The organism is Pseudoalteromonas sp. NZS100_1 (genome assembly GCF_015864285.1).
Taxonomy (GTDB): domain Bacteria; phylum Pseudomonadota; class Gammaproteobacteria; order Enterobacterales; family Alteromonadaceae; genus Pseudoalteromonas; species Pseudoalteromonas arctica.
In genome coordinates this window covers 46,328-68,078 of sequence record NZ_JADYXN010000017.1, presented here as the reverse complement: position 1 = coordinate 68,078, position 21,751 = coordinate 46,328, and the positions used below count along the sequence as shown (strand labels likewise).

The following is a 21,751-nucleotide window of genomic DNA, read 5'->3' as shown; positions in this document are numbered from 1 at the left end:
AACGGCAACCACAAATACTTTAATTATGTAGACTGCGGTTTATCAGGTGTTTTAATTAAGTTACTCGCGATAATTGCAAATATACAATATGCGCTAAAATACCAAAACCCTTCACCAAATTGTGCATTCATAACAAGTAGCTCACCACTTTTACCATGGGCGTTACCTGCTAAGTAAGTCACTATTAATGCAATAACAAATACATCAACCATGCTCCACTTACTTAATGCACAAATAACCAGACCGAGCTTTTGCTTAAACCCATTCGAAGGTAGGCAACAATAAAGCAATTGTAATAGCAGCTTCAAGCTTGGAATAACAATAGAAAACAACCCCACTAAAGCGGCTACAAATAAATTATTATTGCTAGCAAGCTCTTTAACTGTGCCTAAAATACTTTGTGTTTTGTTATAGGCGCTAATCTCACCTTCTAACTTATCAAGCCCTAGCATGTTCGAGAACATCATTAGCATACTGCGAGTTCGACCATCGCCCTCTTCAGCCAGCATTTCAATACCCGCTTGCGCTAGTTTTGATTTATCTATGTTGCCCTCTATTGTTAATACTGGTTTTGTAATACCAGGAAACAATAAACAAAGAGCAACCACTACACTTATAACCGACAACCAATTACGCATATTTATTCTGCTATTGCCTCAATAATGTCGTCACTGTATAAAACAGCATCCAGTAAAAAATTAAATATATCGCCAATGTGTAGCTCTGAGTTTATGTTGGCCAAATGGACCATAGCTTCATCTACATTATCTAATTCAAATTCTTTTATAAGCGATAAACAGTTTCCTAAAATGCCGCTCTCTAATAGTAACGCATCAGATATAGCTGCATCTAAGGTAAACTCTTTAACTATGTCTTTTAAATCAGCATCTAAAATAGCATCAAGCACCGAGAACAAACCCACTAGATACCCTTGCTCGGTCAGCTCTTTATTATTTTGCTCTAAAATAAGCGACATAAATTGTGCCCGCGTTAAAGCAAGCTTAGTTAATTCGCTTGGTTTTTCGACCCCCAACTCACTAATTGCTAATACACGAACAAATTGCCTTATTGTATCTTCACCTAAATAAATAACCGCTTGTGAAATAGAAGTAATAACTAAATTTGCTTTTCCTGAACGCGCGTTAGCCAGCTTTAAAACCCTGGCTGTTATGGCTACATCTCTGGCCACTCGTTGATGAACTTCTTTAAAGCAAAGTTTTTGTTTTGCTGTAAAACGCAATAGATCAAAAACAGTTAACTTTGAAGGCTCTACACCTTTATACGTAATCATTTCTGGGCGAGAGAAAAAGAACCCCTGAAATAAATCACAGCCTGCCAATTTTAATATATTAAATTGTTCATGCGTCTCTATTCGTTCAACAATTATTTTTGCATGTGGATTTGCGCGTTTTATTTTTTTAATGCGCATATTGGTTTTAATAACCGGATCATCTATCTCAATTTTTATGTAATCAACATGTGCTAATAGTGGCTCCCATTTTGGATCGCCATCGTAATCATCAAGTGCAAAAACATACCCTTCTTTTTTAAGTTCTTGCACACGCTCAGCAACCGCAGGAATATTGCCCGTGCGCTCTACTATTTCAATAACACTATTTTCTGGCAATAAAAGTTTGGGAAAGTTATCGAGAATAGTTTCTGATGACAAGTTTATAAAAGCTAAATGATGCGCGGTAAGTCTATCTAAACCTACCAACATTAATGCATTAAAAAACAGGCGGCTTGTCGCATGCACATCAGAAGTGCCCACAGGAAACGCATTGTTGGCTGAGTCTCGATAAAGCAGTTCGTACGAGAAAACATTCTGGTCTATATCAAAAATAGGTTGCCGCGCGACAAACTGAGTTATTTTTTGTACCTCATCAGGTATGTTATTTAATTTCACTTGGCTCTAAACCTATAAATAAGAGATGGCAAAACAGCCAATAATATGTGTACTTTAATGCAACTCGCATAAGATAAACATAGTCGTCATTGCAAAAATGTTAAAATTACACAACACTAATATAAAAATATTAATATAAAAGGTAGAGATTTGGCTAACTTTATTCGGTTATTAGTACTGAGCCTTCTGCTATTTGTATTTTTTAGCTATGCCAGCATTAACCCTACTCCCCTCAAATACAATGTTAGCGCGTCAGGTAGTCATTATCCATATTATACAAATGATCCAGAAAAGCCTGGTGTATTACCCGAAATTATTGAAAAAGCACTCGATGATGCAAATATTGCAGCTTCTCATATCGACCTACCCACAAAGCGTATTACCAAATATTTACAAGATGAAATAATCGATTTTGATGTTATTTCATTAGAATGGCTCCCAAAGGATGAGAGAAATGACTCTCGCTATGTTTTTTCAGAGCCCCTTATTTATGCCACAGAAATGATTGTTACCTTGCCTCAAAATGCCCAGAACTGGCAAAGCGCCGATAGCTTAAAGGGCAAATATATAGGAACAGTACTAGGTTACTATTACTTTAATGACAACACCTTTGAGCGCGTTGACTTTCCATCCGAGAAAGAACTTATGACCGCTCTCTCAAGAAACCGTGTAGAAGCTGCACTAGTAGGTAAGTTAACTGCGCTCTATTGGGCAAAGCAATTAGAGATAAACATTGCCTTTGGCGCACAGCATTCCCATGGTTTTTTAAGAATTCGTTTATTAAGCAAACATAAAGAATTATTGCCCCAAATAAACCTAGCAATTAAAAACCTTCATGCTCAAGGATATATAAAAAGTATTGAAGATAAGTATATGAGTAATATACCCACACAAAATTAAGGGACTAATGGCGCAGAGCTCGTGTTTTGGAGTATAATAGCAGCAAATGTTAACTCGACCAGAATCAGAAAGAGCCCCATGAGTATTGAAAAAGCCTTAATCGAACGTAGTAATAATCAATGTGAATTGTGTGCAGCCACCGAGAACTTATCTGTTTATGAAGTACCACCGGTAACTGAAACCCACTCAGATAAATGTATTTACACGTGTCAAACATGTAAAGATCAAATCGAGAATAACAGCGAAATAACGCCTACACATTGGCACTGTTTAAACGATAGCATGTGGAGCCAAACTCCTGCAGTACAAGTTGTAGCTTACAGAATGCTTTCGCGTTTAGCGCCTGATAATAGCTGGGCACAAGATGCGCTAGACATGATTTACCTTGAAGAAGACACGCTAACCTGGGCTAAAAAAGCACTTGCCGAAGATGACGATTTAAAGCATGTAGATAGCAACGGTGTAGTTCTTCAAGCAGGCGATACTGTTACCCTAATTAAAGACTTAGACGTTAAAGGCAGTAGCCTTACCGCTAAACGTGGAACAGCTGTTCGTAATATTGGCCTAACCAGCAACCCTGAACATATTGAAGGGCGAGTTGACGGCCAGCGCATTGTTATTTTAACTAAGTTTGTTAAAAAATAATCGTTTGTTTTTAATTATTAAAGGCGCTAATGCGCCTTTTTTTATGTTTAAAATAAGTTAAGGAATGATTAAGTAACTAGGTAATACACTAAGGACATAATATTGAGTAAGGATAACCAACATGGAAAAGCATCAAGCAGTATCTTCGCGTAAAAAAGCAGTTGCAGGGATTGGCTTATTGGCGCTTAGCGCTTTTGCAGTAACTGGCTGCGGTGAGCAAACTAAATCGACTGAAAACACAGAAATTGCAGAAGCAATAACCAGCCTTACTATCCAAGCTAGCTACAAAGATCGCAGTATGCTTCGCCCTGGCTCGCAATTAATAGTTACGCTTTCCAATGTATCTAAAATGGATGTAAAAGCCGATATAATCACACAAGAAGTGATTGATGTAACCCAAGCCCCGCCATTTACCGTTGAGCTAATTTATGATGCCAGCAAAATTAGCGATAAACATCGCTATAGCCTAAGCGCCAGAATTATAAATAAAGACAAAGTGCTTTACACAAGTACAACAAATCATGACCCGTTTGCAGAATCACAGTTAACTACCCCCTATAAAATTGAGCTTTCAAAAGTGTCGACTCAAAAACCCGATGTAACAATCACAAATACTTACTGGAAAGCAATAACAATAAATGCTCAAACTGTGAATGTTACAACTAAAGAACCATTCATTCAGTTCAATAAAGACCACCGCGTTAATGGCTTTTTAGGCTGTAATAATTTTAGCGGAAGCTATAGTACCGAGCAGCAAACAATTACACTTAGTCAGCTAGCAAGTACAAAAAAGATGTGCTCGGATAATATGAGCCAAGAAGCGGCTATGTCTGACGTACTTAGCAAAACTTCAAAGTGGGAAATAACAGGTGAATCACTAAAACTTAAAAACAGTCGCGGTAATACACTTGCTACTTTTAGTGCGGTTTATTTTAATTAATATTTAGCTCCCTTATATAAATATTACCTAACACATTCGTATTGATTTTAAATAAAATGCCCAGCAAAGCTGGGCATTTTATTATTCGTTATAAGCGCTATTTAAAGTTACTCATCAACGAGTTGTTCACTTCGGTAAAAACCACTTGGCTCACTTAACAAACCAACAAGCTCAGGCATTATTGCATCCATTGTTTGCTTTAGCTTCCATGGAGGATTAATTACAATCATGCCCGATGCTGTCATACCGTGTACATCAGTATCGGCTTCAGTGCCTAATTCAAATAACTGAATGTTGCGCATTCCTGAATCAATTAAGCCCTGCTCCATATTATCAATGCGTTCTCTATCAACAACCGGATACCAAATCATGTAAGTACCTGTAGCAAAGCGCTGATGAGCTTTAACTAAGGTTTTTACAACCGTTTCGTAGTCATCTTTAATTTCGTATGGAGGATCAATTAATACACACGCTCTGCGAGATGCTGGTGGTAACAAACCAACTAAGCCTGCAAAACCATCCTCTCCACGTACACGAATAGATCGCTTACCTTGCATGTTTTCTTCAAGTAATAATAAATCGCGCGGGTGCAGTTCAAAAAACCAACCCTTATCTTGGCGGCGTAAGTAGTGCTCTGCAATTTTTGGTGAACCTGGATAAAACGCAAGTTCGTCAGTGTCGTTAAATGACTTAATTAATTCAATGTATTCATTAAGCTCAGCATGCTCACTTTTATGATGCCAAAGTTTTTCAATACCATCTTGATACTCTTGCGTTTTTTGCGCATCGGCAGCTGCAAGTTCAAAAAAGCCAGCACCTGAATGTGTGTCTATATAATCAAGCGGTTTATCTTTAATTGTTTGATAATTTAGCACTTGTGCCAGTACTAAGTGTTTAAGTACATCGGCAGGATTACCCGCATGAAATGAGTGTCTGTAACTAAGCATTATTTATTTTCGCCATACGCAATTTAATATCGTAAGTGAACCATAAGCACTAGGCTTTGGCAACTTACACCAAGATAAGAGAGTGTTTAAGTGAACCATTTCTGAATGAAAAAGCCCATATGCTGAATTATCCCTTAACGCAAAAGAAAAATCAGCTAAAACCACCGTAAATGCTGGCAAATCAACACACTTTGCTTTACATTTGCATGACATTAATTACAGTTATATGAGCGCCTTTATGAATAACACTACTCTTCAACAACTCGAACAACTGATCGATTCTTTAATCGAACGTAATAACCAATTACAAACAGATGTTGTTACTTTAAAAGAACAGAACACTAAACTAAGCGATGACAACGAATTGCTACAACTTGAAGCTTTAGAAAATGAAGAAAAGCAAAAAGATGCCAGCACTACTTTATCTGGTCTTCTTGATAAGTTACAAAGCGCACAACAGGCTAGCTAATGTCTGAGCTGCAAAACCAGCGGGTCACTGTTGAGTTGCTAGGTAAAGAGCAGCAATTTGCTTGCCCTGAAGGGCAGGAAGATGCATTAATAGCAGCAGCTAAAAATCTAAATGACTTAGTTGAGCAAATGAAGCAACGCTCAACCGTTAGAAACGATCAAAAAGCCCTACTAATGGCAGCATTAAACTTAAGCCACGAATTGCTAGAAGCAAAAACACAGGCTACAGTTGAGCAACAGCATCAAGACCAAATGATTGATAAACTCAGTCAGCATTTGGCAAATGACCCCAAACACCAAAAATAAAAAGCGCATACTGCGCTTTTTGTTTATTATTAAAGTAATTAAACATCAGCGTAGAGATAATAAATGAAGTTAAAACTTTCAAACATAGCCTCTTCATGTAAGCACTTACTATTAGCATGCACTTTATTATCAATAGTACCTAGCACCTATGCTGCCGTCACTTGGAATACAATAAACCCTCATATTCAGTTTTTAAAGCAACAAGACAAGCTTCGCTTTTACGACTCTAACCAAATGTTAATTGAAGGCGAGAAATGTGCCCTACTTGTTGATACGAGCGCCAATTTTGCTGCAGTTGAACAACTTGCTGAAGATTTAAAGAACCGCCTTAAAACACCCTTATGCTATTTAGTGGCTACCCACTACCATGACGATCACTTGCTAGGTATGGCGGTTATGCAAAATTTTTATCCTGATGCCAAGCTCATTGTTCATCAGCAGGTAAATAAAAATTTTAACCTTTATCAAACAGCATATACCGACAAGCTAGACACGTATGAAAAGAGCATTGAGCTGAGCTACCAACGATTAGCGAATGTGCCCAAAGAAGAGCAAGCTAAATGGCGAAATAAGTTAGAGCTTGCAAAAAAACGACTTTTTCGCTGGCAAGAATATCAACTTGGCGAACCAAAAATAATAATCGATAATCATAAAACTATCGACCTTGGTAGTTTTGAGATAACCATTGAGCCGCAGCAAGCCCATACTAACGGTGATTTAACTATTACTACTAATAATGGCAGTGTGCTGATTGGTGGCGATATCGTTGACTGGCTTCCTTACCCTGGACACGGTGAACTTAAAAGTTGGCAAACGTTGCTTAAGCAATATATTAACGACGAAAAGCTCACTATTATTTTACCTGGGCACGGCGGTACATTAACAAAAGAGCAGCTGAAACAGCCTCTATCATTTTTAACAGCCATAACAGAGCACGTTAAAAACAATAAAGATCAAAGTATTGAGCAGTTAATGCTGTCGTTTCCTGAATCAGTTATTGAGCCTTATAAACAAGAAGCGCTTAATATAAAATCGAGCAACTTCTTTTTACAAGCTGGCCTAAATCGCGCAAAAAGCGCAGAATAACTCAACACAACGGATTGTGTTAAAATAATAAAAGGAATTCACAAAAGTGATCACTATGCGCAGTTTGGTTTTATGTTGTTTGGGTATTTTGTTATTTGGTTGTCAATCAACGGAGCAAGAACCACAAGAAGCTCCACAAATATTTACTCATTTTGAGCCTGACTATACTTATGATATTGATGATGAAGTAGCTCAAACGCCCCAAGTTAGTGAGCACGTTACGCCACTTCAATTCAAAAAAACAATCGTAAAAAAGCGCCCACCAAAAACCACCGATCTGTGGGTGCATATAGCCAACAATCTACACTTTACGGTTTATCAAAATCGCGCGTTAAAAAAGCGTATCAGCTGGTACGCAAAGCAACCTAACTACTTACAAACTGTGAGTAAACGCGCAGCGCCTTACCTGTATCATATCGTAAAAAAAATTGAGCAAAAGCAACTACCTATGGAGCTCGCTTTACTACCATTTGTAGAAAGCGATTTTAGACCAACGATAGCCTCATCACAGCAAGCTGTTGGTGTTTGGCAGTTAGTTGGCGCAACAGCGCATCACTTTGGAGTTAAGTCAGACCAATGGTACGACGGTCGCCAAGACGTACTTGCTTCAACCGATGCTGCACTTGATTACTTAAGCTACTTACATAAACGCTTTGATGGTAATTGGCTACATGCTTTGGCTGCTTATAACAGTGGTGAGGGCCGCGTTAAACGCGCAATCGAAAAAAACAAAAAACGCGGTAAAAGCACCGATTACTGGTCACTCAGTCTGCCAAAAGAAACTGCCGACTACGTACCCAAGTTACTCGCTTTAAGCTATTTAGTTAAGCACCCACAAAAGGGCATTAAATGCCCAAAGCTTGCATATAAGCCATTTACAACACAGATGAATATAGGCCAGCAGTTCGACTTTTCAGTCATCGCTAAGCTCTCTGGTATAGGTTCAAAGCAGTTACACGCGATTAATCAGGGATATTTAAAAAATCAAAGCTCACCTAACGGGCCGCATACTTTACTGCTGCCTATAGGGCAAGAGGCCTTATTAAAAAGTCAGTTTTTTAAATCAAACTTTGCTGGAGAGTACATCGTTAAACAAAACGACACGCTTTACGGTATTGCTAGACGTTTTAGTATGTCGGTAAAAGCTTTAAAACAACTTAATAACAAAAATAATAATTTAATAGGCGTTGGAGAAAAGTTATTAGTTGGACAACCTAAAACCCTGCCAAGCACATTAACAGTTGATTACAAAATTAGCCCTTATTTAGAACACCAAGAGATTGCGATTCCCACCATTGAAATAGATTACGAAGTTAAGTCGGGCGATAGCCTTTGGAGTATAAGTCAGCTTTACGATGTACCCCATAGCGACTTGGCAAAATGGAACAAACTCTCTGCATCGAGCATTTTAAAGCCTGGTACTCAATTAGTACTGTTTATACCACAGGCTGAAAAGCAAAAAGCAGCCCCAACAAAAAAAGATTTTCTGCTAAATTTACAAAAAACACTAAATCAGCCACGTTAAGTTTATAAACAAGTATATTTCGCGTAAAATTGCGCCCTAACATAGTTATTATTTTAAGAGACAAGCATGCAAATTAGCAAAAATTCAGCAGTTGAATTTCATTACACCCTTAGCGAAGCGGGCGAGCAAATTGAAAGTAGCACAAACGAAGCGCCACTTACTTACATTCATGGCAGCGAAGGCATGCTTCCTGGTTTAGAAAAAGCACTTGAAGGCAAAGAAGCTGGCGAAAAATTTAGTGTAACTCTAGAGCCAAGTGAATCATACGGCGAGCGTGTTGATGACTTAATTCAGCGTATTCCGCTTAAGCATCTACAAGGCGATGTTAAAGTATGGAAACCTGGTATGACAGCAATGGTTAGCTCTAACCAAGGTCGTCATCAGGTTACTATTGTTAAGGTTGGTCGTTTTAACGCAGATTGTGATTTAAACCACCCATTTGCTGGTAAAACGCTAACGTTTGACGTTGAAGTTATATCGGTACGTGAAGCAACAAGTGAAGAAGTTTCTCACGGACATGTGCACGCTGAAGGCGGCTGTGGTCACTCTCACTAGTTAGCAATAAAGGAAGTAAGTATGTCTAAAGTTGCAGTCGTTACAGGTGGTACAAAAGGTATTGGCTTAGCCGTAGTTAAGCGTTTGCTAAACAATGGCTATGAAGTACATAACCTTGATATAGAGCTGAGCGAAATCGGTATATTTCATCAGTGTGATGTAAGTGATGTATCGGCGGTACAAAGCTGTATCAACGCTATCTGTGAACAAAGCAAACGTATTGATGTACTTGTTTCTAATGCTGGAAAACACTTAAGCGCAAATATAGAAAGCACCGACGAGCAAACTCTCGATGCACTTTTTGCGCTTAATGTTAAAGGCGCTTATGCCGCAATACAAAGCGTATTGCCAAGCATGAAAGCGCAAAATGGCGGCGCTATTATATTAGTCGCTTCCGATCAAGCAATTATAGGTAAGCAAAACTCTTTTGCGTATAACCTAACAAAACATGCCCTTGCCTCAATGGCTAAAACAACAGCGCTTGATTATGCGGGTTTTAATATTAGAGCAAATGCGGTATGCCCTGGCACAATAGAAACCCCGCTATTTCATAACGCGATAGATGCGTACTGCGCAAAAAGTGGCGCAAACAAAGCTGAAATAGTTGCCGAGGAAGCAAGTCTGCAACCGCTTAACCGATTAGGTCAAGCCGACGAGGTTGCCGCCCTTGTGAGCTTTTTAGCAAGCGACGATGCCAGCTTTATTACTGGCAGCCTACAAAGTATTGATGGTGGTTACACAGCGCAATGAATACTGCCCAATGAGTAATCTGCAATGAGCCTAAAAATTATTGACCCACACGTACACTTTTTTAATTTAGTAGAAGGTCAATACTCATGGCTACAAGGTGCTAACCCACCAGCGTGGCCTAACCTAGAAAAAATTAAACAACCAGTAAGTGCACAGCAACTTGTTAAAAGTACTGACTTTGAGCTAGTAGGGCTTGTTCATATAGAAGCCGGATTCGATAACACCTCCCCTATTAACGAGCTAAACTGGCTAGACTCGCATTTAAAAGGTATTCCATTTAAAGCCATTAGCTACAACCAAATTGACTCATCGGCTGATGAGTTTATAAACTCGTTAGAAGCTTTAGCCCATCTGAGTTTGTGTGGCATTAGAGATATAACCGAAGGTACTGACGCAAAGCGTTTATTAGATGCTAATAGCTTTAAAAACCTAACAACGTTATCAGATACCCGACTGCATTTTGAAGCTCAGTTTGATATTGAAAATAGCGAAATAACCAAACAAATAGCTTACTACGCTAAGCAGCTACCGCAACTTCAAATTATAATTAATCATGCAGGGTTGCCGAGTAATTTAAATGATTGGCGACAAGGTGTTGAGTTACTTGCTCAGCATGACAACATAGCAATTAAATTTTCTGGTTTTGAATTACTACAGCTCACCAGCGAGCAACAAGCAGCGTGTTTTAATTTTCTTTTTAATCACTTTGGACAGCAGCGCATTATGTTTGCTAGTAACTTCCCTGTGTGCCAAATAAATACAAGCTATAACACTCTATGGCACTGCCATAAGGCGTTATGCTCAAACGATAAGACATGGCATGACCTTAGCTATACAAACGCTAAGCACTACTACCAAGTGTAAGTAAAACTAGTTATATTAAACTCTCTTTTTATGATAATACGGCCAATTTATGAAAATGTACTTTTTACTAATCGTTGTATTTTCAGCGCTTCTTCTCAATGGCTGCATATCTCAAAATCCAGACCCGACACCTAAGCTGCAACATGCTCTACTGGCAAAGCCAAATAAAACAACGGTTAGCAAAGCAATTAAAACACTTGTACATATGCAAGAGACTCAATTAGCTGATGATGTATTTACTACCAGCAGCACAGTAACCCTTAGCAATGTAGATGGTAATAATATTATCGACACGCAAAGTCGCAATACACCCGATCAGTTTGAATTGATGATTAAAGGCAAGCAATGCTATATACGCCATCTCGATAGCAAAGCAACTATTGAACTTAAAGACGTGGAATGTAAAATCAACGAGTTATAACAAGCTTTACCTCCCGCCGAAAAAGTAAAAGCCGGTAAGTGACTATTCACTTACCGGCTTTTTAATGCATAACCTAAAGTTAGGTTAAAAGGCTATTATTTTATTTCTACGCGTTGAGAACGCATAACAATCTCATCGTTTAATTCAATACCTAACCCAGGCTCTTCTGACACTTCAAAGAAACCATTTTTAGGTTGTGGGTCTTGTAAACATAACTCGCGGTTCCACTTTTTAATCGCATAAGTGTGGTGCTCATGAATCAAAAAGTTAGGGATAGCCGTTTCTAAGTGCAGTGATGCTGCCGTTGCAACAGGCCCGCCACATACGTGAGCTTGAATACGCACATCAAAAATATCAGCGTAATCACACACTTTTTTGGTTTCGGTAAAACCACCACATAAACCAATATCAGGTTGTAGAACATCAATACTTTGATCTTCTAAGTACGGGCGCACACCCCAGCGATTATACAAACGTTCACCACCAGCAATTGGCACATTAACTTTATCTGCTACTTTTGCATGTAATGAATGGTTTAAATAGTTAACTGGCTCTTCAAAGTACATACAGTCAAATTCTTCTGCAATTTCACCCAACTGAATGGCGGTTGTAACACCCGGTAAACTGTGGCATTCGAAAATAATGTCTACTTCGTCGCCTACTGCTTCGCGAATAGCTTGCATACGCGCACGGTATAGCTTCATTTCAGTACGTGAGATTATTTTTGTACGGTCGTAATAAGTATTGCCGTCTTTATCGTACTGAATTGGATCTACTTTTACTGCATCGTAACCTTCGGCCATCGCCTTTAAAGCCGCTTCTGCATATTCTTGCGGCTGTACGAGCGCTTTAAATTCGCTATCCCAGTCGAACTGTAATTGCGAAGCGTAAGTGCGTAGTTTGTCGTTAACTTTACCGCCTAACAATTGATATACAGGTAAACCAAGCGCTTTACCTTTAATATCCCAAAGCGCGGTATCTATAGCACTCATGGCTGCGTATACAACAGGTCCGCCGCCTAAGCCCCAAAAGCTCTCACGTAGCATACGTGACCATAATTTTTCTGTTTGAAATGGGTCGTGACCAATTAAAAAGGCATCGGCCATTTCTTTAATCATTGCAGCAGCAGCACTATGGCCTAAATCGTAAGCAAGGCCTGCTTCGCCAACACCACTAATGCCTTCATCAGTATGAATACGTACAAACACAGGCGTCCAAGAAGGTCTATCAGGACAGTGAATATCAAATACTTCAACGCGATTTACTTTCATTAAAATTCCTTATTAACCGCTATGGGTTATTTTGCAAAACTAGGGTCAAGTCGATACGCTTTACGTAACATCGCAGGCCACGCAAGTTGCCCGCCAGTGCTGCCGCTGTGTACTACGTTTGCTTGATTATAAATATTGTCGATTATAGGTTGCGGTACTTCAATCACCTCTTGCAAGCTTGATTGTAGCGCTAATTGAATTTCACACGCTCGCTGTAAATCATAAAAGCGCATAAACGCATCGCCTACCGTTGGGCCTACCGTTAAGCCACCGTGGTTTACCAATAACATATGGTTAGTACTGCCCAAATCATCTTGCAGCACTTTTCGCTCGTCGTCGTTTACTGCAAGCCCTTCGTAGCCATGATAAGAAAGTGATGGCAGTGAAAACATTGAATATTGGCTAAGCGGTAATAAACCATTTTTTTGTGTAGCGACTGCGATTGTTTCTTTGGTATGAAGGTGAATAACACAATGAGCGTCTTCGCGTACCTCATGAATCGCACTGTGAATAGTAAAACCAGCAGGATTAATACTAAATGGCGTATCGTCAATAATGTTACCGTCTAAGTCGACCTTTACTAAATTAGACGCAGTTACTTCATCAAAGGTTAAACCAAAGGCATTCACTAAGTAATGATCGGTGCCAGGCAAACGTGCTGATAAATGCGTATAGATCAAATCCCCCCAACGAAAGTGCTCTACCAGTCTGTAACACGCAGCTAAATCAATACGCAGTTGCCACTCTTGTGCCGATACTTTATTTTTTAAATCGAGTTGGGGTAAATCAAACATAATAAGCCTTTTAAAAACGTACATTATTAACCTGTACGAACAGATGTTTAGAAGTCTAAAGCAGTCTCTATTTTATAGCAAACACCAAACAAAACAGCCACACTATTGTGTGGCTGTTTGTAAAACTAAAATACCAATTGTATTAAAATGGTATAACTGCGTAAATTATTTTACGTTAGCTAGGTAATCTGCAATTGCTTCAAACTCTTCATCAGTTACCGTTGCAACCATTGCTTTCATAGCCATGGTCATACCGTTATTACGTGCACCTGACTTAATATCTTTCATTTGCGCTACTAAATAATCTTTGTTTTGACCGTTTAGTTTAGGGTACATACCCATAATTGGTGCTTTACCTTCAGCGCCATGACAAGTTTGACAATTTTTAGCGGTATAGAGTGCAGCGCCATCGGCAGCAGCTGCATTAAACGAGAAGCTTGCGGCTAAAGTAATGCCCGCGCCTAATAGTAGTGTTTTCATCTTGCTCATTGTATTTACTCTTCTTTTTTGACGGTTAGAAAAACTGTTCTATTGATTGTAGTAAACAATCAAATAAAAAGCATACGTACGAAACGACGCTAGACGATCAACTTAACCAAAAACCGCTAACTCGTTTCTGTCTCACTTTTATATACTTTAGCAAATAAAAATGAGCTTACCCTTAATGGACTATTACCACACTATATCATCTGGTACTTCAAAGTCTGCGTACGGGTCATCTTCATCTTTTGGTTTGTTTTCTGGCTCTACATGAAAAACAATATACTTTTCGTCAACTTCAGCCACTTTGCGTGCTGGTTCGTCGTCTAATACGTAAAATTGCCCTTCTAGTACACAAATAGCTAAACGACCGCCCGATAACGCTTTTTGCGTTTTCTCGTTTACGTCGATATTTTTTACTTTATTTTGATAAGTAAAATTAAATGTGCGCTCACCACGAATAGCGTCTTGGTTGTGGTGCTCTAAAATTTGTTTAACACGCGCTTCTTGCTCGCGCTGCTTTAAGCTTACTTGGCGTGTTTGGTTAAGCTCTTCAGCTTTTTTTTGCTGCTCTAGCTTGGTTTGTTGAATATGCTTTTGCAGATCACTTGGGTTGCTAGTAGCCCCTTTCTTTTGCTTTTTTTGTTGCTTACGCTTTTCTGATTTAGCAACTTTAGCATTATGCGATGTTGTTAATCCTGCTTGAAGCAATTGGTCTTGTAATGAACCCATGGCTTTGTTCCACTAAAAACTAATATTATCGCTATTTTAATCACCAACGAGTTCAAATAACAGCGCTATCGACATTAATCTAGCAAACTAGTTAAAACAAACCATGATATAGCGCAATGACTATGGTTTTAATTATGAATTAAAAACAATTTTTAATACAATGCCACGCAACCAATCAGCAAATGCACAAGCCATATAATGCGTTTACCTCATCTACTCGTTTGCTCGGTATTTATATTTTTTGTGCTTTATGCACCGCAACCCCTACTTAGCCTTTTTGCGAGCGAATTTAATGTAGCACCTGCGGTAGCTGGCAGCTTAATGACTGCAACTATGCTGCCCTTAGCCATTGCCCCGCTCGTTTATGGTTTATTTTTAGCAAAAATAAATCCATTACTTATATTACGTATTGCAATGGTGCTTTTAGGCCTTAGCTGCTTACTTTTTATTTATGTACCTAGCTTTGAGCTTTTATTATTAGTCAGATTTTTACAAGGTCTAACGCTCCCCGCAGCTTTAACAGCAATGACTAGCTATATAGGTATGAGTTATAGCGCTGATACACTTCAAAAAAACATGACCCTATATATTGGTAGCAGTATAGTTGGTGGTTACTTTGGTCGTGTGCTCGCAGCTTTGTTTAGCGACTTATGGAATTGGCAAAGCTTTTATTACGTAATTGCTTTTATACTTATTTTTTTAGCTTTAACAATCAAACATTCTCAATTTTCGAACCCAGCAACAAAGTCTCAGCTTTCACCACTGGACTACATTAAACAGCTTAAAGAAGGGGCTATCCTTAAAGTGTACGGTGCCGTTTTTTGTATGTTTTTTTGCTTTGCTGCACTACTTAATTACTTACCGTTTATATTACAAAACACGTTTTTAATTACCAATACTCGTGACATAGGTTTAGTTTACAGTGGTTATTTAGTTGGTGCCCTCGCCTCGATTGCTGCACCTTGGTTACTTAAAAAAGTCCCTTCGCCTTGGCATTTATTAACTGCGGTATTTAGTTTTTATAGTGTGAGTATTATTTTATTAATGAGCCACCAGCTTAGCTTATTTTTAATCGCATTTACTTTGTTTTGTGGCGCTATGTTTGTGATTCACTCAACTGCCGCACCGCTCGTTAATAAAATAAGTAAAGCCCCGCCAAGCGTAACCAATGGCGGATATGTATCGTTTTATTACAGTGGTGGGGCATTGGGGTCGTTATTACCCGGTGTGGTATACCAACATCATGGGCAAACAGCGTTTATGTTTACGCTGCTCGCGGTTTGCTTATGCGGTTTATCGTTAATTATGTGGGCTTATTTTGAGGGTAAAAATACAACGCGCGGTTGATGCTTTGTGTGATTAAAAAATGTTTCTAAATCAGCTTTACTAAGCAACCATGTTTGGGTGTTTTCAAACGGATGACAATGAAACAAATTACCACCCCAAATATCTTGATCGACCCATAAGCTCACTTCGTTTTGCTTATCATTTAAAAGAGCCAACATAGATACACACCCATGAGCCACTTTTAAATACGTTGCTAAGCGTTCACTCGATGCAAACCCTAAACGCGAAAGCCCTTGTTGCTTTGATAGTGCCTTTAAATCGAGTTGCTTATTGTGCGCTGTAATAACTAAAAAGTGTCGCTTGCCTTCGTTATCGCGTAAAAATAGGTTTTTAAGACGAGTACCTGGGCGCTCAATCATAAACTCATCAGCCGCTAAGCTAGTATGTAGTGGCGGATGTTCTATTGCATCGTAAGTAATATTTAGGTCCACTAAAAGCTCTGCTAACTTAGTTTTATCAGCCAACATATTACAAGCAACGTCCTCTTAGCTGTACGCTCAAATCTCGCCATAAAACATCATTAACTTCATGTTTGTTATCGCAATACTCACGCTCTTTTAGCTCTTGGTTCAATAATTCAACTGCTTGATCTTCTAGCTGCAACTTCAGAATGCTCGACTCTTCAAAATGCTCTTTCTCTATATACTGCTTAACCTCACCACGGCTTGGTCTATTGTTAGGACCACGGTCTAGGTTAAAGTTTTCACGATGCTTAGCTTTTACCGAAACAACATAAGCAAAAAGCTTATTGCCTTGCTCATCTTGCTTTTCGTGAAACTGTTTATTATTTATTTCAAAAGGCGGCTCATCATTTGAGGCACAGCCAGCGAGTAAAACCATAAGCGCTAGAACACATTTTTTCATTGTTTTTTATCGTTTTAGTTTTGAATTAAGCCGAGTCTAACAAAAATTGACGTAAACAGTGAAAATTTACGAAAAAATACTTGACCAAATTTATAAAAAAACTTAAAGTTCGTCCCGCTTGGAACTCAGCAGTCAAGCAGTTACATTATATGTAATTTAGGAATGTGGGGCTATAGCTCAGCTGGGAGAGCGCCTGCCTTGCACGCAGGAGGTCAGCAGTTCGATCCTGCTTAGCTCCACCACTTTCCTACTCCTTTTCAAATTCGCTCTACTCTTCTATTTTTCCATTGTTTTTATTATTTTTTGACACCCTACTATTCTAGTTTTTCATTTTATATAATTTTAAATTTATCCATTCAACTTGTGTCTTTACAAGTTCTTAGCTATACATAATGTCACACATTAGTACTTTAGGCTTAACATGGACATACCTAAGCGTTCAACGCTAAAAAAGCTAGCTGCAATAGGTTTAACAGCTGGTGCAATAACACATGCGCCTTATGTTTTTGCCCGAAAAAAAGTCACATTAAGAGTACTTGGTACGCATGTAACACTCCAAGAGGCTATCCGCAAACAAGCGATGAGTGACTTGGGTATTAATATAGAATTTACTCCCGCAGGCAGCGCTGCTGTTTTGCAAAAGGCATCAATGGACCCTAGCTCCTTTGATTTATACGAACAATGGTCAAACAGCATTAATGTGCTTTGGGATGCAGGTTCTATACAGCCAATAGAAAAAAAACGACTCACCTACTTTAACGAGATAAATCCACTTACTAAAACGGGAAAACTAACCGAAACTGCAAGTATTGGTGCAGGTGATGCTCCCTATAAATTATTAAATGTTCAACCCGATGGCACATTAAGCTCACAAGAAAGCGATCATATTAGCTTTTTACCTTATGTGCATAATGTTGACTCTTTTGGTTACAACACCGATTTTATTAAGCCCGGTATAGCATACGAAACCGAAAGCTGGAGTTGGCTGCTTGATGACGAGAACAGAGGTAAAGTAGCTATCGTAAATGCGCCTACCATTGGACTATTTGACCTAGCCCTAGCAGCGCAAAGTAAAGGGCTTATAAAATTTAAAAATATAGGTGCGATGACTCGCCCAGAACTTGATAGATTGTTTAGTATATTACTCGACTTTAAACGCCAAGGTCACTTTAGTGGCTATTGGAACTCGGTTCCTGAGTCGATTGAATTTATGAAAAGTAAGCGAGCCCATATAGAAAGTATGTTTTCGCCTGCCGTCTCTGCGTTAAACAGCCAAAATATTAATATTCGTTTTGCCGCGCCAAAAGAAGGCTACCGAGGCTGGCATGGTGTTATGTGTTTATCGTCACAAACACAAAGTAGCGTAAAAGATGCAGCTTACGATTATATGAATTGGTGGCTTTCAGGCTGGCCTGGTGCATTTATTGCTCGCCAAGGTTATTACATTAGTAACCCACAACGCTCTAAACTACTCTTATCGCCGGCCGAATGGGATTACTGGTACGGTGGAAAAGCAACAAACATAGACTTATTAAATACAAATGGCGACGTAGCTATTAAAGCTGGTGCGCAACGTAATGGTGGTAGTTACTATAAACGCTTTAGCAATGTAGCAGTATGGAATACTGTTATGCCAACCTATGACTACAGTCTACAAAAATGGTATGAGTTGATTAGCCGATAATGATAATAAATTCAATTAAATCAAAAATAATATTAGCTTTGTGTTCGCTGATTGGATTACTTCTTTTACAAAGCTATTTGTTTAACTATTCGCAAACGTCCTTACTTAACTTGCAAAAGTCGCAGCATAACGCGCTTATTCAAAGTGAAGCTGTGAATCACTTAGAAAACGATATTATTTCCCTGCAAGGGCATGCAGTTTCATTTATTGACAATGCAAATGAAAATACGATTACCAAATTTAATTTTTATTTAAATAAGGCAAATCTAAATCTCGAGCAGCTAAAAACAAACATTCAAAACCAGACCCCTGAGTATCAAAACTCACTAATACGCCTTGGCGAGTATCTAAATAATTACCAAGATACATTTGGCCAAGTTGTCGTAAACAGACAAAAACGCGAACACCTTTACACTACTCAGTTCAAACAGCCTATTGATGACCTACAGGTAACAATTAGTGATTTAGAAGGGTCTTCAAACAATGATAATAAAGTTATTTTTAACGATGTTTTACTCACAATAAGTAATTTAAAACACGCAATTATAAGCTATCTCTATAAACCTAATTTTGATGAAGCACAAAATGTAAAACAAAACTTAAATCACTTACATAAAAAACTAACGAGCACCTCTGTAATAAATGAATCCCTCTCCAATAAAACAACAAGCTTAAAACAAGCTTATAACCAACTTGTATTACTCACCCGTAGCTACACTTTTTCTGTAAATGTAGTGCTTACAGGCATAGAAAACGAATTGCTGTATTTAACTAATGAAATTAAAAACATAGAAAAAAATAAACTAATCAAAACAGAAGAGCTACTAAGTAGCCACTTAACAAAAAATACGGAACAGGCAAATATATTTGCCGTTTTAATTATGTTAATCATTTTATTTTTAAGCTATTTTATTTTTAGATCGGTTATAAAACCAATTACTCAGCTCACTTTATTACTTAAAGATATGAATAGCGAAAAGCCAGTAACTATTTCAAATAACAGCCAAAATCAAACTGAAATAGCGTCGGTAATAAAAGCAGCTAATGCTTTATATTTAAAAAATAAGCAAACCAAAGAGCTACTCAACGAAACCCGCGTATTAAATTCCCAAATGGAAGCAATGAATGCCGACCTGACGAGTGCTATGGAGCAAACTGATAAAGCCAATAAAACAAAAATAGATTTTGTAGCCAATATGAGTCATGAACTTCGCACCCCAATGAATGGCATATTAGGTATGTTGCAACTCTTACAAAGCAGTGAGCTTCCCTCAAGGCAAAAACACTACGCAGATAAAGCTTTTTCAAGTGCTCAAAATTTATTGCAGATTTTAAATAATATTCTGGATTTTTCTAAACTAGAATCGGAAAAAGTTCAGTTAGAGCAAATCCCTTTTACCTTACATACTATAGTTTCTAACGTTCAAAATTTATTCTCAACAAATGCTAAGCAAAAAGGCTTGTTATTAAACTTTACTTTACACGTTGATGCAGGGCTTGAACTTATTGGCGACCCAATGCACTTAAGTCAAATAATAAATAACTGTGTAGGTAACGCAATTAAGTTTACTGAGCATGGTGAAATATCATTAATTATAGAAGCGACATCTCAACATGAAAAAACAATAAACCTTCGCTTTAGTATAAAAGACACGGGTATTGGGATGACTGAAGAGCAATCAAAAATTATATTCCAGTCTTTCTCGCAAGGTGATTCAAGCACAACAAGAAAGTATGGTGGGACTGGTTTAGGACTCACTATAAGCAAACAATTAACTAAATTGCTAGGCGGAGATATACAAGTAAGGAGCACTATTAATCAAGGTAGCGAGTTTTTCTTTACTCTACCCTTTACTTTATCTGAACAACAAAAGCTTAAAAAACACGCCTTATTAATTAGCCCTGATAATGACCAAATTAAAAAATTAATGGACTTACTAAGTGATATAAATATAACGACAGAAACAACACAAGAACCATTAAGGGCCATTGCAAAAATGTCTCAGCCTAGTAGCCCATTTAGTATTGTAATAATGTCGATAGAAAAAAAAGAGCTCAACGATAACTTTATTTTACAACAACTGTACGCTCAAAATAAAAACGTTAATGAAAAATTGACACTGATTTTATTAATTACCGATGAAGAGTCTCCTGAGCCAATTGCAAAAAATGAAAATATAGACATTATAATTATTGGTAATAAAAATAGTGAAGTTGAAATTTTAAGAAAGCTTTCACCAAATAATTTTAAAGAAAAGCAATTAAAGCCTCGCCCTAAATTCTCGGGTTTTAATGCATTAGTTGTTGATGATAATAGAATTAACCAAGAAATAGCCTCCGCCCTTTTAGCAAGATTAGATATGACCGTGATCATTGCTGATAATGGACATGATGCATTAGATAAAGTAGAGATAAATGACATCGATATTATTTTTATGGATGTTCAAATGCCAGTTATGGATGGGCTTGAAGCAACAAGCATATTAAGAGAGCGAGGCTACAAAACCCCCATAATTGCCATTACGGCAGCCGCAGATCCTAATGATAAAAAAGCAGCGTTTAGAGCGGGTATGGATGACTTTTTAGTAAAACCGATTATTTTTGATGCGCTTTACGAAAGTATAGAAAAGCATCTGCAAAGTAGCGAATCTCTGAGCACTATAAACCTGCCTTTAGCAAAAGAAAACCTAGAAAACAATGACGAATTGTTAGCTAAATTATTTACTCAGTTTGTCAACGATTACAATGACTTTTCGATTAAAGCTGATATATTAATCAAAAATGGAGAGTTAGAAAGCTTAATTCGACTAGTACATACACTCAAAGGCTTGGCCGGCACATTAGGCTTTGAGCTACTGCAACAAAGTGCGCAAAGTGTTGAGAAAAGCTTAATAGATAAGAAAAGTATTAATTTATCTCATTTTAATGAGCAATTAATACTTACACTTTTTGCTGTAAAACAATTTTTGATAGCTTACAGCTTTAAAAAAGAACATATACAGCAACATGAACTAGAAAACGAAGACTCGGTTATTGATAATATATACTCATTAGCATTAACGGCTCGCCCCGTACCTAGCAGTTTGATTAGACAGCTAGAAATGAATCAATATGAGAGAGGCCACTCTCTATTTAAGCTCAAAGAAGCAATTGATCATTTTAACTACGCGTTAGTAATTGAGCTTATTGATAAGTATAGAAACGATAATAAAAATTAGGCATAACCACTAACCTGAACTAGATTTAATATTGTAAAGAACGCAGAG

Annotated in this window: 23 protein-coding genes and 1 tRNA gene; 15 read left to right on the top strand and 9 right to left on the bottom strand. The window is 38.0% G+C overall.

Annotated features, from left to right (window positions below):
• Positions 1-23 precede the first annotated feature (23 nt).
• The gene (locus tag I6F66_RS12675) at positions 24-638 is read right to left on the bottom strand and encodes a paraquat-inducible protein A (RefSeq protein WP_165739591.1); all 615 of its coding nucleotides are present in this window, start codon (positions 636-638) and stop codon (positions 24-26) included.
• Between the two features lie 2 nt (positions 639-640).
• Positions 641-1,906: an EAL domain-containing protein gene (locus I6F66_RS12670; protein ID WP_197176652.1), complete on the bottom strand. Its 1,266-nt coding sequence runs from the start codon at positions 1,904-1,906 to the stop codon at positions 641-643.
• A 150-nt stretch (positions 1,907-2,056) separates the two neighbouring features.
• Between I6F66_RS12670 and I6F66_RS12665 the strand changes: the two genes are divergently transcribed.
• The 3 genes from I6F66_RS12665 to I6F66_RS12655 all read left to right on the top strand — a co-directional run bounded on the left by I6F66_RS12665 (position 2,057) and on the right by I6F66_RS12655 (position 4,391).
• Positions 2,057-2,806 (top strand): ABC transporter substrate-binding protein, encoded by a 750-nt coding sequence (locus I6F66_RS12665; RefSeq protein WP_165741917.1) that lies wholly within the window; start codon positions 2,057-2,059, stop codon positions 2,804-2,806.
• 78 nt (positions 2,807-2,884) lie between these two features.
• Positions 2,885-3,451 (top strand): alkylphosphonate utilization protein, encoded by a 567-nt coding sequence (locus I6F66_RS12660; RefSeq protein WP_165741914.1) that lies wholly within the window; start codon positions 2,885-2,887, stop codon positions 3,449-3,451.
• A 121-nt stretch (positions 3,452-3,572) separates the two neighbouring features.
• On the top strand, positions 3,573-4,391 hold the full coding sequence (locus I6F66_RS12655; protein ID WP_165741911.1) for an META domain-containing protein: 819 nt from the start codon (positions 3,573-3,575) through the stop codon (positions 4,389-4,391).
• A 107-nt stretch (positions 4,392-4,498) separates the two neighbouring features.
• Here the strand turns inward: I6F66_RS12655 and I6F66_RS12650 are convergent, their stop codons facing one another.
• Positions 4,499-5,338, bottom strand: a complete 840-nt coding sequence (locus tag I6F66_RS12650; RefSeq protein WP_121953748.1) for a 23S rRNA (adenine(2030)-N(6))-methyltransferase RlmJ — start codon at positions 5,336-5,338, stop codon at positions 4,499-4,501.
• A 238-nt stretch (positions 5,339-5,576) separates the two neighbouring features.
• On the opposite strand from I6F66_RS12650, the gene I6F66_RS12645 reads away from it, so the two are divergent.
• The 8 genes from I6F66_RS12645 (at position 5,577) to I6F66_RS12610 (ending at position 11,313) form a co-directional block, all read left to right on the top strand.
• Complete coding sequence (locus tag I6F66_RS12645) at positions 5,577-5,807, top strand: hypothetical protein (RefSeq protein ID WP_007586448.1); 231 nt, start codon at positions 5,577-5,579, stop codon at positions 5,805-5,807.
• Positions 5,807-6,112 carry a cell division protein ZapA gene (locus tag I6F66_RS12640; protein ID WP_007586447.1) on the top strand — a complete coding sequence of 102 codons (306 nt, stop codon included), beginning with the start codon at positions 5,807-5,809 and terminating at the stop codon, positions 6,110-6,112. The genes I6F66_RS12645 and I6F66_RS12640 overlap by 1 nt, the downstream gene beginning before the upstream one ends.
• Before the next feature lie 63 nt (positions 6,113-6,175).
• Complete coding sequence (locus I6F66_RS12635) at positions 6,176-7,198, top strand: MBL fold metallo-hydrolase (RefSeq protein WP_165741618.1); 1,023 nt, start codon at positions 6,176-6,178, stop codon at positions 7,196-7,198.
• Between the two features lie 55 nt (positions 7,199-7,253).
• Positions 7,254-8,723, top strand: a complete 1,470-nt coding sequence (locus I6F66_RS12630; protein ID WP_197176650.1) for a LysM peptidoglycan-binding domain-containing protein — start codon at positions 7,254-7,256, stop codon at positions 8,721-8,723.
• A gap of 66 nt (positions 8,724-8,789) precedes the next feature.
• The gene (locus I6F66_RS12625) at positions 8,790-9,278 is read left to right on the top strand and encodes a peptidylprolyl isomerase (RefSeq protein WP_007586440.1); all 489 of its coding nucleotides are present in this window, start codon (positions 8,790-8,792) and stop codon (positions 9,276-9,278) included.
• Positions 9,279-9,299: 21 nt separating this feature from the next.
• Positions 9,300-10,028: an SDR family NAD(P)-dependent oxidoreductase gene (locus I6F66_RS12620; protein WP_010554366.1), complete on the top strand. Its 729-nt coding sequence runs from the start codon at positions 9,300-9,302 to the stop codon at positions 10,026-10,028.
• A gap of 24 nt (positions 10,029-10,052) precedes the next feature.
• Positions 10,053-10,892, top strand: a complete 840-nt coding sequence (locus I6F66_RS12615; protein ID WP_197140968.1) for an amidohydrolase — start codon at positions 10,053-10,055, stop codon at positions 10,890-10,892.
• 49 nt (positions 10,893-10,941) lie between these two features.
• The gene (locus I6F66_RS12610) at positions 10,942-11,313 is read left to right on the top strand and encodes a hypothetical protein (RefSeq protein ID WP_197140970.1); all 372 of its coding nucleotides are present in this window, start codon (positions 10,942-10,944) and stop codon (positions 11,311-11,313) included.
• 95 nt (positions 11,314-11,408) lie between these two features.
• Here the strand turns inward: I6F66_RS12610 and I6F66_RS12605 are convergent, their stop codons facing one another.
• From I6F66_RS12605 to I6F66_RS12590, 4 genes are all read right to left on the bottom strand, one after another.
• Positions 11,409-12,584: a mandelate racemase/muconate lactonizing enzyme family protein gene (locus I6F66_RS12605; RefSeq protein WP_007375956.1), complete on the bottom strand. Its 1,176-nt coding sequence runs from the start codon at positions 12,582-12,584 to the stop codon at positions 11,409-11,411.
• A gap of 26 nt (positions 12,585-12,610) precedes the next feature.
• Positions 12,611-13,378, bottom strand: coding sequence for a class II aldolase/adducin family protein (locus I6F66_RS12600; RefSeq protein ID WP_197140972.1), 768 nt, complete (start codon positions 13,376-13,378; stop codon positions 12,611-12,613).
• A 165-nt stretch (positions 13,379-13,543) separates the two neighbouring features.
• Entirely contained in the window at positions 13,544-13,867 is a 324-nt protein-coding gene (locus tag I6F66_RS12595) for a c-type cytochrome (protein WP_002957866.1), read from the bottom strand.
• Positions 13,868-14,050: 183 nt separating this feature from the next.
• On the bottom strand, positions 14,051-14,590 hold the full coding sequence (locus I6F66_RS12590) for a DUF2058 domain-containing protein (RefSeq protein ID WP_002957867.1): 540 nt from the start codon (positions 14,588-14,590) through the stop codon (positions 14,051-14,053).
• Between the two features lie 198 nt (positions 14,591-14,788).
• Here I6F66_RS12590 and I6F66_RS12585 point away from each other — a divergent pair, with 198 nt between their 5' ends.
• Complete coding sequence (locus tag I6F66_RS12585) at positions 14,789-15,937, top strand: MFS transporter (protein WP_197209333.1); 1,149 nt, start codon at positions 14,789-14,791, stop codon at positions 15,935-15,937.
• Here the strand turns inward: I6F66_RS12585 and I6F66_RS12580 are convergent.
• Together I6F66_RS12580 and I6F66_RS12575 are read right to left on the bottom strand one after the other, a co-directional pair.
• Complete coding sequence (locus I6F66_RS12580) at positions 15,904-16,404, bottom strand: prolyl-tRNA synthetase associated domain-containing protein (RefSeq protein ID WP_197140976.1); 501 nt, start codon at positions 16,402-16,404, stop codon at positions 15,904-15,906. The two genes, I6F66_RS12585 and I6F66_RS12580, sit on opposite strands and share 34 nt — an antisense overlap.
• Position 16,405: 1 nt before the next feature.
• Positions 16,406-16,801, bottom strand: a complete 396-nt coding sequence (locus I6F66_RS12575; RefSeq protein WP_010554359.1) for a hypothetical protein — start codon at positions 16,799-16,801, stop codon at positions 16,406-16,408.
• A 166-nt stretch (positions 16,802-16,967) separates the two neighbouring features.
• Between I6F66_RS12575 and I6F66_RS12570 the strand changes: the two genes are divergently transcribed.
• The 3 genes from I6F66_RS12570 to I6F66_RS12560 all read left to right on the top strand — a co-directional run bounded on the left by I6F66_RS12570 (position 16,968) and on the right by I6F66_RS12560 (position 21,703).
• Positions 16,968-17,043, top strand: a tRNA-Ala gene (locus I6F66_RS12570).
• A gap of 179 nt (positions 17,044-17,222) precedes the next feature.
• The gene (locus I6F66_RS12565; protein WP_197119717.1) at positions 17,223-18,485 is read left to right on the top strand and encodes a PotD/PotF family extracellular solute-binding protein; all 1,263 of its coding nucleotides are present in this window, start codon (positions 17,223-17,225) and stop codon (positions 18,483-18,485) included.
• On the top strand, positions 18,485-21,703 hold the full coding sequence (locus I6F66_RS12560) for an ATP-binding protein (protein ID WP_197209332.1): 3,219 nt from the start codon (positions 18,485-18,487) through the stop codon (positions 21,701-21,703). The genes I6F66_RS12565 and I6F66_RS12560 overlap by 1 nt, the downstream gene beginning before the upstream one ends.
• Positions 21,704-21,751: the final 48 nt, after the last annotated feature.

What these genes read in the sequence shown, in the direction of transcription:
- I6F66_RS12595 (WP_002957866.1), bottom strand. Translation starts at nt 13,867, where the DNA reads ATGAGCAAGATGAAAACACTACTATTAGGCGCGGGCATTACTTTAGCC.
- I6F66_RS12620 (WP_010554366.1), top strand. Translation starts at nt 9,300, where the DNA reads ATGTCTAAAGTTGCAGTCGTTACAGGTGGTACAAAAGGTATTGGCTTA.
- I6F66_RS12615 (WP_197140968.1), top strand. Translation starts at nt 10,053, where the DNA reads ATGAGCCTAAAAATTATTGACCCACACGTACACTTTTTTAATTTAGTA.
- I6F66_RS12640 (WP_007586447.1), top strand. Translation starts at nt 5,807, where the DNA reads ATGTCTGAGCTGCAAAACCAGCGGGTCACTGTTGAGTTGCTAGGTAAA.
- I6F66_RS12625 (WP_007586440.1), top strand. Translation starts at nt 8,790, where the DNA reads ATGCAAATTAGCAAAAATTCAGCAGTTGAATTTCATTACACCCTTAGC.
- I6F66_RS12610 (WP_197140970.1), top strand. Translation starts at nt 10,942, where the DNA reads ATGAAAATGTACTTTTTACTAATCGTTGTATTTTCAGCGCTTCTTCTC.
- I6F66_RS12660 (WP_165741914.1), top strand. Translation starts at nt 2,885, where the DNA reads ATGAGTATTGAAAAAGCCTTAATCGAACGTAGTAATAATCAATGTGAA.
- I6F66_RS12605 (WP_007375956.1), bottom strand. Translation starts at nt 12,584, where the DNA reads ATGAAAGTAAATCGCGTTGAAGTATTTGATATTCACTGTCCTGATAGA.
- I6F66_RS12655 (WP_165741911.1), top strand. Translation starts at nt 3,573, where the DNA reads ATGGAAAAGCATCAAGCAGTATCTTCGCGTAAAAAAGCAGTTGCAGGG.
- I6F66_RS12645 (WP_007586448.1), top strand. Translation starts at nt 5,577, where the DNA reads ATGAATAACACTACTCTTCAACAACTCGAACAACTGATCGATTCTTTA.
- I6F66_RS12585 (WP_197209333.1), top strand. Translation starts at nt 14,789, where the DNA reads ATGCGTTTACCTCATCTACTCGTTTGCTCGGTATTTATATTTTTTGTG.
- I6F66_RS12590 (WP_002957867.1), bottom strand. Translation starts at nt 14,590, where the DNA reads ATGGGTTCATTACAAGACCAATTGCTTCAAGCAGGATTAACAACATCG.
- I6F66_RS12675 (WP_165739591.1), bottom strand. Translation starts at nt 638, where the DNA reads ATGCGTAATTGGTTGTCGGTTATAAGTGTAGTGGTTGCTCTTTGTTTA.
- I6F66_RS12600 (WP_197140972.1), bottom strand. Translation starts at nt 13,378, where the DNA reads ATGTTTGATTTACCCCAACTCGATTTAAAAAATAAAGTATCGGCACAA.
- I6F66_RS12650 (WP_121953748.1), bottom strand. Translation starts at nt 5,338, where the DNA reads ATGCTTAGTTACAGACACTCATTTCATGCGGGTAATCCTGCCGATGTA.
- I6F66_RS12565 (WP_197119717.1), top strand. Translation starts at nt 17,223, where the DNA reads ATGGACATACCTAAGCGTTCAACGCTAAAAAAGCTAGCTGCAATAGGT.
- I6F66_RS12575 (WP_010554359.1), bottom strand. Translation starts at nt 16,801, where the DNA reads ATGAAAAAATGTGTTCTAGCGCTTATGGTTTTACTCGCTGGCTGTGCC.
- I6F66_RS12630 (WP_197176650.1), top strand. Translation starts at nt 7,254, where the DNA reads ATGCGCAGTTTGGTTTTATGTTGTTTGGGTATTTTGTTATTTGGTTGT.
- I6F66_RS12560 (WP_197209332.1), top strand. Translation starts at nt 18,485, where the DNA reads ATGATAATAAATTCAATTAAATCAAAAATAATATTAGCTTTGTGTTCG.
- I6F66_RS12580 (WP_197140976.1), bottom strand. Translation starts at nt 16,404, where the DNA reads ATGTTGGCTGATAAAACTAAGTTAGCAGAGCTTTTAGTGGACCTAAAT.
- I6F66_RS12635 (WP_165741618.1), top strand. Translation starts at nt 6,176, where the DNA reads ATGAAGTTAAAACTTTCAAACATAGCCTCTTCATGTAAGCACTTACTA.